Annotated in this window: 14 protein-coding genes and 2 pseudogenes; 8 read left to right on the top strand and 8 right to left on the bottom strand. The window is 54.7% G+C overall.

Annotated elements, in window-relative coordinates:
* Positions 1-124: 124 nt before the first annotated feature.
* On the bottom strand, positions 125-364 hold the full coding sequence (locus BRO54_RS14295) for a YqkC family protein (RefSeq protein ID WP_074044374.1): 240 nt from the start codon (positions 362-364) through the stop codon (positions 125-127).
* Positions 354-698, bottom strand: coding sequence for an iron-sulfur cluster biosynthesis family protein (locus BRO54_RS14290; protein WP_074044373.1), 345 nt, complete (start codon positions 696-698; stop codon positions 354-356). The genes BRO54_RS14295 and BRO54_RS14290 overlap by 11 nt, the downstream gene beginning before the upstream one ends.
* 85 nt (positions 699-783) lie before the next feature.
* Between BRO54_RS14290 and BRO54_RS14285 the strand changes: the two genes are divergently transcribed.
* Both BRO54_RS14285 and BRO54_RS14280 read left to right on the top strand, forming a co-directional pair.
* On the top strand, positions 784-999 hold the full coding sequence (locus tag BRO54_RS14285) for a CDGSH iron-sulfur domain-containing protein (RefSeq protein WP_074044372.1): 216 nt from the start codon (positions 784-786) through the stop codon (positions 997-999).
* 18 nt (positions 1,000-1,017) lie between these two features.
* The gene (locus BRO54_RS14280) at positions 1,018-1,215 is read left to right on the top strand and encodes a YqzH family protein (protein WP_074044371.1); all 198 of its coding nucleotides are present in this window, start codon (positions 1,018-1,020) and stop codon (positions 1,213-1,215) included.
* A gap of 138 nt (positions 1,216-1,353) precedes the next feature.
* On the opposite strand, the gene BRO54_RS14275 is transcribed toward BRO54_RS14280, so the two are convergent.
* The gene (locus BRO54_RS14275) at positions 1,354-2,142 is read right to left on the bottom strand and encodes an SDR family NAD(P)-dependent oxidoreductase (protein WP_074044370.1); all 789 of its coding nucleotides are present in this window, start codon (positions 2,140-2,142) and stop codon (positions 1,354-1,356) included.
* Entirely contained in the window at positions 2,133-3,104 is a 972-nt protein-coding gene (locus BRO54_RS14270) for an MBL fold metallo-hydrolase (RefSeq protein ID WP_074044394.1), read from the bottom strand. Before BRO54_RS14270 ends, BRO54_RS14275 begins: the two co-directional genes overlap by 10 nt.
* Positions 3,105-3,613: 509 nt before the next feature.
* Between BRO54_RS14270 and proI the strand changes: the two genes are divergently transcribed.
* Positions 3,614-4,453 (top strand): pyrroline-5-carboxylate reductase ProI, encoded by an 840-nt coding sequence (gene proI, locus BRO54_RS14265; RefSeq protein WP_074044393.1) that lies wholly within the window; start codon positions 3,614-3,616, stop codon positions 4,451-4,453.
* Positions 4,454-4,593: 140 nt separating this feature from the next.
* Positions 4,594-5,616 (top strand): NADPH dehydrogenase NamA, encoded by a 1,023-nt coding sequence (gene namA, locus BRO54_RS14260; protein WP_074044369.1) that lies wholly within the window; start codon positions 4,594-4,596, stop codon positions 5,614-5,616.
* Here namA and rnz read toward each other — a convergent pair.
* Complete coding sequence (gene rnz / locus BRO54_RS14255; RefSeq protein WP_074044368.1) at positions 5,613-6,536, bottom strand: ribonuclease Z; 924 nt, start codon at positions 6,534-6,536, stop codon at positions 5,613-5,615. The two genes, namA and rnz, sit on opposite strands and share 4 nt — an antisense overlap.
* A gap of 228 nt (positions 6,537-6,764) precedes the next feature.
* On the opposite strand from rnz, the gene zwf reads away from it, so the two are divergent.
* The 4 genes from zwf (at position 6,765) to BRO54_RS14235 (ending at position 9,946) form a co-directional block, all read left to right on the top strand.
* Positions 6,765-8,258, top strand: a complete 1,494-nt coding sequence (zwf, locus tag BRO54_RS14250) for a glucose-6-phosphate dehydrogenase (protein WP_074044367.1) — start codon at positions 6,765-6,767, stop codon at positions 8,256-8,258.
* Positions 8,259-8,357: 99 nt separating this feature from the next.
* A complete protein-coding gene (locus BRO54_RS14245; protein WP_074044366.1) occupies positions 8,358-8,975 on the top strand; it encodes a cyclase family protein in 618 nt (205 codons plus the stop codon).
* Between the two features lie 242 nt (positions 8,976-9,217).
* Positions 9,218-9,529: an AbrB/MazE/SpoVT family DNA-binding domain-containing protein gene (locus BRO54_RS14240; protein WP_074044365.1), complete on the top strand. Its 312-nt coding sequence runs from the start codon at positions 9,218-9,220 to the stop codon at positions 9,527-9,529.
* On the top strand, positions 9,530-9,946 hold the full coding sequence (locus BRO54_RS14235; protein WP_074044364.1) for a PIN domain-containing protein: 417 nt from the start codon (positions 9,530-9,532) through the stop codon (positions 9,944-9,946). It abuts the gene before it with no gap.
* 43 nt (positions 9,947-9,989) lie between these two features.
* Here BRO54_RS14235 and BRO54_RS14230 read toward each other — a convergent pair whose 3' ends face one another.
* The 3 genes and pseudogenes from BRO54_RS14230 to BRO54_RS14220 all read right to left on the bottom strand — a co-directional run.
* The gene (locus BRO54_RS14230; RefSeq protein ID WP_074044363.1) at positions 9,990-11,357 is read right to left on the bottom strand and encodes a glycoside hydrolase family 1 protein; all 1,368 of its coding nucleotides are present in this window, start codon (positions 11,355-11,357) and stop codon (positions 9,990-9,992) included.
* Between the two features lie 319 nt (positions 11,358-11,676).
* Positions 11,677-11,985 (bottom strand): annotated as a pseudogene (locus tag BRO54_RS19195) (zinc ribbon domain-containing protein); the annotation flags it as partial.
* A gap of 156 nt (positions 11,986-12,141) precedes the next feature.
* A pseudogene (locus BRO54_RS14220) lies at positions 12,142-12,309 on the bottom strand (IS200/IS605 family accessory protein TnpB-related protein); the annotation flags it as partial.

Raw genomic sequence — 12,309 nt, 5'->3', positions numbered from 1 at the left:
AATCCACCCGACTAAGCGGCAAAACAGTCCGCAATAACATTGGAAAGCGCCGTTCGGCGCAAAACGCGGCTTCTAACTATGGAAAGGGGCGCCCCCGGCCGAAAATGGCTTAGGGGCGGCCCCTTTACAACACCTCGGTGATGTGCGGCATATGTTCGCCAAGCCAGGCGATCGCCGCCTCCAGCGTCGGAAACTCTTTCGTTTCAAACGTCATTTCGTTTTGCAGCAACCAGACGTCTTTCGCTTCATGATACGGGCCGGCGACCGACCAATGAAGCAAGCTGTACGGATCGTTTTCATGGGTGAACGACACCCATGTTTTTTGCTTCGCCGTCTTTACAAGCTGCTGCAGCTTACCGTTCATGGCCGGATTTCACCTCCACAAGCGGCATATGCCCATTCAACGTTTGCCCTGGGCTTTTGAGCTGAAAAACGGTCGTTCCCGGCTTGACGTCAATCGTCATCGTTTCATCAAAAAAGATGAGCCGCGACCGTTCCACGAGCACCGGCACGAAATTCGTCTCGACGACGACATCATCTTCATCGGCTTTGTCGACAAGCCATAGCGCCGGCACGCCGTCGACCAAACAGCCGCAGCCGTCAGTATCAAACATCAGCTTTAACTGCCGTCCGGATTCCGCTACAATAGAGGCAAGCGCCCGTTTGGCTGCATCCGTAAACGTGATGTATAGGCTCATAGCTGGCTCCTTTTTCCCTTTGATTTTCTTTTATTTTACCTGCCAACATAAGAAACTGTCAAAACAAAGCAAGGAGGAAAAAGTGATGGCAAAAGTGCAAATCAAAGTGAACGACAACGGCTCGCTGCGCGTCACCGGTGATGTTGAACTGCTCGACGGAGAAGGAAAGCCGTTTGTGACAAAACAAACGTTTTCGCTCTGCCGTTGCGGGCTGTCGAATAACAAACCGTTTTGCGACGGTTCGCACAAAGGCCGCTTTCAATCCGTTGTCCGCGCCCCGTCACCGGAGCCCACTGAATAGCGACGGACGGTGAGGTCAATGGATGAACGATGGCTGCAAAAACAAGTACGCAACTGCCTGCGGCATTATGGCTATGATGATGACATGATGCCGCTTGGCGAAGACGACTGGCGCGAGCTTTGCACTCGCATTGCCGCCGCCAAAGAACGGCAGCCAAACGCGGACATCTATGAACTTGTCCATGACATAGTCTACCGGTTCATCACCAGCGCTTGACCCGGCTCGTGTCAAACGAACACGGGGCTGGCCCCAAAGGCCATCTTTCTTCAAGAAGGATATCATATTTTGTAAAGGCGTTTCGCGCGTCTATACGATGATCAGAAAGGGTGCCCCTTACATTTGGGACACCCTCGCTTACTTTTGGAAAAACGCCCGCTTTGCCACCTTTTCCACCAAACCCGGAGCGAGCCGGTACAGGCGGCTGCCGAGATCCATCCAGCGCGGCATGTTCACTTCGCGCGTTGGCGTCATCATCGCGGCAACAACGCGCTTCGCCACCGCCTCCGGCCTTAACATCCAACGCGAGACATTGCGCACATACTCTCCCGATTCATCAGCGGTCGAAAAAAAGTTTGTCTCCACCGGCCCCGGATTGACGGCCGTGACAAAAATGCCAAAGCGCCCCGCCTCGAGGCGGAGGCTGTCGGTAAAGCCAACGACCGCGTGTTTCGTCGCGGAATAGACGCTCGACTTCGGCGTCGCGATTTTGCCGGCTTGCGACGCAATGTTGATAATATGGCCGCTTCCTCTCTCTTTCATATGAGAATACACCGCCTTCGTGCAGGCGATGAGGCCGAAGACGTTGACGGCAAACATCCTCTCCATTTCATCCAAGTCGATGTCCTCGACATAGCGAAAGACGCCAAACCCGGCGTTGTTGACCAACACATCGATCGCGCCAAGGTCCGCAATAAGCTGGGAAACGACCGCCTCGATCATGCCGCGGTCGCTGACATCAAGCGATGCATACGGGGCGCGAATGCCGGTTTGCGCTTCGATCCGCGCGCTCGCTTCTTTCAGCCTTTCTTCACTGCGCGCCAAGAGCACCGGCACCGCCCCTTGGCGCGCCGCTTCATAGGCGATTTGCTCGCCAATTCCTCCCGACGCTCCGGTAATGACAACATGGCGCCCCTTCAGCCGCACACCGACACCCCCGCCGCTTCGTAAACGTATCGGCCGGCTTCCTGTTTTTTCGTCACATACCCGTTCGCCTCGAGATAATCAAGCTGGCCGATTGTCTCCGACATCGTCAGCATGAGCTGGCGTTCGTAAGCGGTCGGGAACAGCTTTTGACAAACGTCAAACACCGTATGCGGGCGTTCTTTCACCATTTCGAGCACCCGCTCGGCGCGCTGGCGCTGCTTACCCAGCCGCTCGCGAACGAGCGCCGGAATATCGGTCGCATCGTCGCCATGGCCGTTTAGCGAGCGAACGATATCGTATTGCAGCATTTTTTGCAGCGACTCGTTGTATTGCAACAACGGTTTCGGCCGTCCCGTCTCCCCTTCCGCCGGCGGCTCCATCATTGGATTCGGGGAAATATGAACAAGCAAATGATCGCCGCCGATCAGCAATCCGTCCGCCTCGCGGTAGAGGGCGATATGGCTTTGCGCATGCCCCGGCGTTTCGATGACCTGCCACCCGGGCATCCCCGGCACCGCGTCCCCTTCCGTCACCATGATGTCAAGCCCGCGCCGGCTTGCGTAGCGAAGCGATCCGCCTTCTTTGGACAGCTGACTGAACAAACGGCGGTCGACGCCGCATTCCGTAAAAAATTCCTGAAAAAATTGGACGTACCGCTCCATAAACGAACGTTCGCGGCGCAAAAACGGATCCGCTTTCGGATGGCCGATGATCGGCGCATGCGGAAAATAATCAAGCAAGCCGACATGATCCGGATGATGGTGAGTAATGACGATTTGTTCAATATCCTCTGGCGCATAACCGACCTCGCCAAGCTGCTTTACAAACATCTGCCACGCTTCCTCTGTTTTCACTCCGGCATCGACCAGTGTCAACCGATCGCCGGCGATCACGTACATATGCACATCGCCGACCGGAAACGGCGTCGGCACCGTGATCCGATACACTCGTTCCTCGTTCATTGCGTTCCCTTCTTTCCTCAAGTTCATGAACCATCCCGTTCGAACCGTTTCATCAGTCAAAATGAATAGTTATTCATTATATTTTATTTTACAGTTTACACCGATTTCATCCATTTGTCATGCCTTTTTCTTCCGCACGACGAAATTGCAAAAAAATTCGCTCTCCTCTCTTGACAACAGCGCCTGTCCCGCGGCATAATGACTAATAACATCACGGATACGGCAAACCGGCGATGAACAGGGCCAGTAAACCGCAAACGGCACCAGAGAGCGAAGCCCGCGGCTGGAAGGCTTTGCGGCCCTCTTTGCGGTTGAACCTACCCTAGGAGCTGTTAGGCCAACCTAAACGCCTCCCCGGCGTTATCGGGGCAGAGTCGGGTCTGTTTGGCGCTTGGGCCAAATCGGGCCAAAAAAGGTGGTACCGCGGAAACGAAGGTTTTCCGTCCTTTTGCAGGACGGGAAACCTTTTTCTTTTGGATGGATACACCAAGGCAAGGAGGAGTGGAATGATGAACAACGAACGAACGATCGCGCTCATCGGCGCCGGCTCGATGGCGGAAGCGCTCATCGCCGGCATGACGAAAGCGTTTTGCCATCCGGCGCACATTGTCGTCGCCAACCGACAAAACCGCGCTCGGCTCGAGGAGCTGGCGCGCCAATACGGTGTTTGCACGGCGAGTTGCGCGCAAGAAGCCGTCAAACAAGCGGATATCGTCATTTTGGCGATGAAGCCGAAAGATGTCGTCGAAGCGATGAACGCCATCGCACCGACCCTCCGCGCCCATCAGCTCATTCTTTCACTGCTCGCCGGCATCACGACCGAGACGATCGAACGGCTCGCCGGACGCAACATCCCTGTCGTGCGCGCCATGCCAAACACATCCGCCGCCGTCGGCTTATCGGCGACCGCGATCGCCGGCGGCCGCTTCGCCGCGAAAGAACATCTTGAGGTCGCCAAACAGCTGTTTGAAACGGTCGGCATCGTCGCTGTTGTGCCGGAGAAGGACTTGCATGCGGTCACCGGCCTGTCCGGAAGCGGTCCGGCGTATGTGTATTACTTGGTCGAAGCGATGGAAAAAGCGGCGGCCGACATCGGCCTTGAGCGAGATGTCGCCAAACGGCTCATTTTGCAAACGATCATCGGCGCAGCCGAGATGCTAAAAGCGTCCGACAAGCACCCATCCGTCCTGCGCCGTGAAGTCACGAGCCCAGGCGGCACGACCGAAGCCGGCATTGGCGTGCTTGAGCAATACCGGTTCCAAGAAGCGGTCATCGCCTGCATCCGCCGGGCGACGGCCCGCTCCGAAGAGCTCGGCAGCGCTCTTCTCGCTGCCATCGCCGAAGCGTAAAGAGCGGACCTCCGGAGCGCGCCGCTCCTTTTCCCGCCTAGCCCGAACACGGCGACAATCCGTTTTATTTTGTTTTTGATAAGCAGCGTGCTATCATTCAGTAATGAACCATTCATTGGCCTAGAAAGGAGCTGCTTGTCATGAACACGATGCTGTTTTCGCCGTATACAATCCGCGGGCTGACGCTGAAAAACCGAATTGTCATGTCGCCGATGTGCATGTATTCGTGCGACACGAAAGACGGCGCCGTACGCACGTGGCATAAAATCCACTACCCGGCTCGCGCTGTCGGCCAAGTCGGCTTGATTATCGTTGAAGCGACCGGCGTGACGCCGCAAGGCCGCATTTCTGAACGCGACTTAGGCATTTGGAGCGATGACCATATCGCCGGGCTTCGCGAACTCGTTGGGCTTGTGAAAGAGCATGGAGCGGCCATCGGCATCCAGCTTGCCCATGCGGGGAGAAAATCGCAAGTGCCGGGAGAGATCATCGCTCCGTCAGCCGTCCCGTTTGATGATTCGTCGCCGACGCCAAAAGAAATGACGAAAGCCGACATTGAAGAAACGGTGCAAGCGTTCCAAAACGGCGCACGGCGCGCGAAGGAAGCCGGCTTTGACGTCATCGAAATCCATGCCGCCCACGGCTACCTCATTAACGAATTTTTATCGCCGCTCTCCAACCGGCGCCAAGACGAGTACGGCGGCTCTCCGGAAAACCGTTACCGTTTCTTGGGCGACGTGATCGACGCTGTCCGCGAGGTGTGGGACGGACCGCTTTTTGTCCGCATCTCGGCGTCCGACTACCATCCGGACGGGCTGACGGCCAAAGACTATGTCCCATACGCCAAGCGGATGAAAGAACAAGGAGTCGACCTCGTCGATGTCAGCTCCGGCGCCGTCGTGCCGGCGCGCATGAACGTCTATCCCGGCTACCAAGTGCCGTTTGCCGAACTGATCCGCCGTGAAGCGGACATCCCGACCGGCGCTGTCGGCCTCATTACGTCCGGCTGGCAAGCGGAAGAAATTTTGCAAAACGGCCGCGCCGATCTCGTTTTTTTGGGGCGCGAGCTGCTGCGCAACCCGTATTGGCCATACGCCGCGGCGAGAGAGCTGGGCGCAAAAATCACGGCGCCAGTCCAATACGAGCGCGGCTGGCGGTTTTAACCGCGCGGGATCGAAAACGAGGCGAAATCAGCGGCGAGCTCGGTATTCGGAAACACGCTGCGCGCCTCGGCGACGAGCTGCAACGCCGCCGCACCTTGGTAGCGAGAGCTGATATGGGTTAAAATGAGCCGCTTCGCCCCGGCCCGCCTCGCCACCTCGGCTGCGTCTGTGGCCGTGGAATGGAAATAGTCATGGGCCAGCCGCTGTTCCGCCGCGGCAAACGTCGCCTCGTGGACGATGACATCGGCATCGCGGGCGAGTTCAATCGCCGCTTCGCAAAAACGGGTGTCGCCCAACACGGCGACGATTCTCCCCTTTTGCGGCGGGCCGACAAACTCGCGCCCGTCAAGCACAGTGCCGTCAGCGAGCACGACCGTTTTTCCTTGCTTGATCTCTTGATAAATCGGGCCGGGGCGGACGCCGAGTGCTTGCAATCGCTCGACCAACAGCGGGCCGGGCAAATCTTTTTCAACGACGCGGAAACCGTATGACGTCATGCCATGGTCGAGACGCTTGGCAATGACGGTAAATCGGTCGTCGTCAAAAATGACGCCCTCATCGATCTCAACAATGTTCAGTTCATACCGGAGCTTTGTCCCGCTGACGGCAAGGGCCGTTTCGACAAACGCGCGCAGACCGCTCGGGCCAAAGACTGTAAGCGGCGTCTCGCCGCTTTGAAACGAACGGCTGCCTAGCAGTCCAGGCAAGCCGAACAAATGGTCGCCATGCAAGTGAGTAATAAAAATATGCTCGATGCGGCGCGGGCGAATGGCGGTATGCAAAATTTGATGCTGCGTCGCTTCGCCGCAGTCAAACAGCCATGTCGCCCCGCGTTCGCCAAGCAGCTGCAGGGCCACGGACGATACGTTGCGCTCTTTGGCCGGCACGCCGGCACCCGTGCCTAAAAACAACAGTTCCAACGCGCTTCACTCCTTTTTCTCGCTCAACATTGCCTGTTGTTAGCGTACCAATGTCGGAACGGCTTTTCAACTTTCTTTTGCGCTCAAAAACGCCGGGTTGGCGCCCGGCTCTTTCATGAACATAAACGCTTTCCCGCCGGAAAGCAACAAAGTGTTTGCGTTCCGACCGGCAAACCTCTACAATGGTTTCATTGAAGAGACAAATTTGGCTAAAGCGAGGTACATACGGTGGACAACATGAATCCGAAATCGATCATCGTCATTTTCGGAGCGACGGGAGATTTGGCGAAACGGAAACTGTTTCCGTCCCTTTACCGCCTGTATGAAAAAGGGCATTTGAACGAGCAATTCGCTGTCGTCGGCGTCGCGCGCCGCCCGTTGTCGGCCGACGAGTTCCGGAACTATGTGCGCGACTCGGTCGAAACGGCGTTTCACCAAAAGCTCGCCGACGGCCGATTCACCTCCCATTTCTATTACCATCCGTTCGACGTGACGGAAGCCGAGTCGTACCAGCGCTTAAAGTCGCTCCTTGAACAGCTCGACGGCACATACGAGACCGAAGGCAACCGCATCTTTTACTTGGCGATGGCGCCGGAATTTTTCGGCACCGTTACTTCCCGCTTGCAGTCGGAAGGATTGACGGAAACGCGCGGCTTTAAGCGGCTCGTCATCGAAAAGCCGTTCGGGCACGACTTGGCGAGCGCCGAGAAGCTGAATGACGAGATTCGCCGCGTCTTTTCCGAGCGGGAAATTTACCGGATCGACCATTACCTCGGCAAAGAAATGGTGCAAAACATCGAGGTCATCCGCTTTTCAAACGCCATTTTCGAGCCGCTTTGGAACAACCGGTTCATCGCCAACATTCAAATCACATCGAGCGAAACGCTCGGCGTCGAAGACCGCGGCCGCTACTACGACCATTCCGGGGCGCTGCGCGACATGGTGCAAAACCATATGCTGCAAATGGTCGCTCTTTTGGCGATGGAACCGCCGATTAAATTGACGACCGATGACATCCGCCATGAAAAAGTGAAAGTGTTGCGCGCCTTGCGCCCGATTGCGCACGATGAAGTCGACCGCTATTTCGTGCGCGGCCAATACGGGCGCGGGGTGATCCACGGCAAAAACGTGCCGGCGTACCGCGAGGAGCCAAACGTCGATCCGGACTCGAACACGGAAACGTTCGTCGCTGGAAAACTCCTGATCGACAACTTCCGTTGGGCCGGCGTGCCGTTTTACATTCGCACCGGCAAACGGATGGCGGAAAAATCGACGAAAATCGTCGTCCAATTTAAAGATGTACCGATGAACTTGTATTACCGGACGAATGAGACGATCGCCCCGAACTTGCTCGTCATCCACATCCAGCCGGACGAAGGGATCACCCTTCATTTAAACGGCAAAAAAACCGGGGAATCGACGACCATAACAGCTCCATTTCAACTCGACTATTGCAACAACTGCATCGACGGGATCAACACGCCGGAAGCATACGAAAAGCTGCTGTACGACTGCATGCGCGGCGATGCGACAAACTTCACCCATTGGGATGAGGTAGCAGCGTCATGGCAGTTTGTCGACCCGATTTCTGAGGTGTGGGCGAACACAAAAGCTGCCGACTTTCCGAACTACGCGGCTGGCTCCATGGGCCCGGCGGCTGCGGACGAGCTGCTCAAAAAAGACGGCTTCCACTGGTGGCCGATCGAGCATCCGCGTTCGTAAAGACGCGATGGCCCGCCTGTTGCGCCCATCGCGTCCTCTTTGACAAACCAACATGGGGCGCTTGCCCCTTTATCCCTCATGCAAAGGAGCGAATGAACGATGAAGGTGTATGACGTCACCGCCCCGATTTACGAAGGCATGCCGGTATACAAAAACAAACCGGAAAAACAGCCGAAACGCACCACCGTCACAAACGGCTATGTGACCGAATCGCGCATTGACATGGACGTGCACACCGGCACGCACATTGACGCGCCCCTCCATATGGTCGAAGGCGGGGCGACGTTTGAAACGATTCCATTGAACGACCTCGTCGGCCCGTGCAAGCTGTTCGATTTGACGCATGTCAACGACCGGATCACGAAAGACGATATCGCCCACCTTGACATTCAAGAAGGCGACTTCGTTTTGTTCAAAACGAAAAATTCGTTTGAGGATGCGTTCCATTTCGAGTTTATTTTCGTCGCCGAAGACGCGGCCCGTTATTTGGCCGGCAAACGGATCCGCGGCGTCGGCATCGACGCCCTTGGCATCGAGCGGGCGCAAGAAGGCCACCCAACCCATAAAACGCTGTTTGGCGCCGGTGTCATCGTCATCGAAGGGCTGCGGCTGAAAGACGTCCCCGAAGGCCGCTATTTCATGGTCGCCGCTCCGCTCAAACTCGTCGGCACCGACGCCGCCCCGGCGCGCGTCTTGCTGTTTGACCGCGAGCCGTGAAAACAGCTGGTCCCTTGATGGGACCGGCTTTTTTATCATTCCAAACCGAGAAGCCCCCCTCTTCCACGCATGAGCGTAGGTAGGAGAGCGTTCAACGTCCATTCTCATCATTGTTGTTGTCCCCCACACAACTTCTTACTACACCAAAAATAATATGATTTTCAATGATTGATTAAACATACAAATAAGACATATAATAAAAGTAAGTATGAAAAGTGTTTAGGAAGGAGCGAAACGCACCAATGGAGAAAATGAATGTTTCGGATCAACCATCGCCGATCGTCATGAAAGCGACAAGCAAGCTGTCCAGCCGAGGGCAAGTGGTCATTCCTGCTGAAATCCGGAAAACATTAGGCCTCACCGAAGGCGATGATCTGACGTTTATTGTCAACCAAGATGGAGAAATAAAAGTGGAAGTCACGAAGAAATATCGCTTGTCACAATTAATCGGCATTCTCAAAACCAATCAGCCGTTCCGCCCCGTTGAGGAAATCCGAGATGAAGTATATCGTACGATGGGAGCAAAAGAATTGAAAGACGGGGAGGAAAACTAAGTGGCTCGCAAGCTGTGGATTGACACAAATGTCGTGATTCGAATCATGACCGGCCATCCCCAAGAGCTTGCGGAAGAAGTTGGGGACATGTTGCAGAAAGTAGAAGCAGGAGAATTGATTTTGCGCCTTAATCCGCTCGTCGTCGCAGAATGTTGCTGGGTGCTGGCCTCCGTCTATCAAGCATCGCCGTCCGACATTTCCGCCGCCTTATTAAAGTTTACCAACGGGATCGGGATCGAAACAGAGGAAAAAGATGTTGTGCAACAGGCGCTTCGAGATTATGGCGAGAAAAAGGTGGATTTCATTGACGCGTATATCGCCGCTCATGCAAAAGCGAATCCCCCAGAAGATGTCGTTACTTGGGACAAACATTTTAAACGATTGAACATTCGCCACGGTCGCCCTAAAGGCTGGTAAAAAGGCGGGGGCTTCCCCGCCTCTTTTGAAACTCGTTCTTGCTTTACAGCTCTTCCCCGTTCGTGCGAATGACGCGCTGGAACCAATAAAAACTTTTTTTCTTATAGCGCTTCAAATCGCGCAAGTTCTCGTCGTCGCGGTTGACGAAAATGACGCCGTAGCGCTTGCGCATCTCCCCTTGCGAGCTTAACAGATCCGTCGCCCCCCACATCAAATAGCCGATCACCTCGACCCCTTCTTCCATGGCCATCTTCATTTGTTCGATATGGCGGCGCAAATAGTCGATCCGCTCATCATCTTCGACCGTGCCGTCCTCATTCAGCTCCTCCTCAAGCCCGATGCCGTTTTCGGTGATGAAAATCGGCATTTCGTAACGGGCGTACACGTCTTTTAAGGCAATCCGCAAACCGATCGGATCGATCGCCCAGCCCCATTTCGTCTTTGGCAAATAGGGATTCGGTTCAAGCCCTTTGATGATCCGCTCATCCTGTTCCTGATGGCGGACGATTTGGCTTTGATAGTAGCTGAACGACAAAAAGTCGACCGTCTGCGAACGGAGCAACTCCTCATCCCCCGCTTCGAGCGGCAGGCAGATTCCTTTTTTCTCAAGCCGGTTGGTCACATAACGCGGATAGGCGCCGCGGGCGAACACATCAAAGAAGAAATCAATGAACAGCTCTTTCGCCTGCACGTTGGCGAGGGCATCTTCCGGCCGGCATGTCGCCGGATACGTCGTCAAATACGTCACCATCCCGCCGATCTTCGCCTCGGGAGCGATTTCGCGCAGCGCCTTCACGGCTTTCGCGTGGGCGATGAACACATTATGACAGACGCGGTAGGCAAACGCTTCCGGGTCTTCGTCTTCCGGGCAGATCGCCCCCCATAAATGCGGTTGTTCGAGCACTAAATTTTGTTCGTTGAACGTCAGCCAATAGTTCACTTTCCCGCGGTAACGCTCAAATATGGTGCGCGCGTACCGCTCAAACAAGTCGACGACTTTCCTTGAAGCAAAGCCGTTGTACGTTTTCGCCAACGCCAGCGGCAAATCAAAATGGTACAGCGTAATGACCGGCTCGATGCCGTTCGCTCTCAATTCATCAAACACGGCGTCATAAAACGCCAAGCCCGCTTCATTCGGCTCCCCTTCCCCGTCCGGAAAAATGCGCGTCCAAGCGATGCTCGTCCGGTAGGCGGTAAAGCCGAGCTCCTTGAACAAAGCGATGTCTTCTTTGTAGCGATGGTAAAAATCGACCGCCACTTTCCAATCGGAATGCCCTTTTGGAATCGGGCGCGCATCAACGATCGACAGCCCTTTGCCGCCTTCGTTCCACGCCCCTTCCGTCTGAAACGACGTCACCGCCCCGCCCCATAAAAAGTCGTCGGGGATGATCGATTTTCGTTGTGATGGCACGGCAAATCCCTCCTATGTGCGAACGGACAATGATTCGCTGATTCGAAAACATAGCACGTTGACTTTCAGGCGTTATTTTCATTATGACATAGTTGCTTTTTTCAGAACAAGCCAGGAAAAGGGGCAAGATCGGTCAAAACATGGCAGGTGATAAAATAGGGATGCTCCCCTTTAGGACATCCCTTTACCTGCACGGCAAAATGAGTACCACTATAACTATTTGAAATTGTGTTTTACACTTCTCAGCCACGTATTGTAGAGAATTGTTTTGACACTCCACACGCCTAAAGGGCGTGGGATTCTTGGGTCGTTTGCGCCCTCATCCATTTCTGGTTCGGACAACGCCCAAGTTCGGGGGTGTGTCATCACCCCGTCCCATCGGGTTAAGATGTACCCCAATGGGCGGCGCACCTGTGACCAGTGCGCTAGGTTCGGCGCTCAAGCCCGAAATCGCTTTGGCGATGTTGATGGCGCCATTCAAGTCGGCATGAATCGTATATCCGCATTTTTTGCATTGGAAGTGGATGCCGTTTCGGTTCGCTTTCTCTCGATGCCCGCATCGGCATGTTTGGCTTGTATAGGTCGGCTTCACCCACTCCACCCGAATGCCCGCCATTTCCGCTTTATAGCTCACATTTCGCACCCTGAATAAAAATTCGAAATAAGCCCGATTTGACCGAATAAAAATTAATTATTTTACAATTTTTGTATAAAAAATTATTTTTATGCGAATATCCAGGTTGTTTTTTGTATATTATGCAAAGGTTGCGAAATATGAGTTATAGGCAATCATCGTTTGCAATTGATGAAACGCCCAAGAGTGAAGGCTTCGTCCCGCTTCTTTGGCCGATGTTGCCCGCTTCCGAATCCCCGTCAACTCTTCCATCCGAATCACGCCAACACCGTTGGCGAGGGCAAAACGGACGATTTGACGGCTGATTTTATGGTTCCT

Source organism: Geobacillus proteiniphilus (assembly GCF_001908025.1).
GTDB lineage: Bacteria > Bacillota > Bacilli > Bacillales > Anoxybacillaceae > Geobacillus > Geobacillus proteiniphilus.
This window is presented reverse-complemented; position numbering and strand designations above follow the sequence as displayed.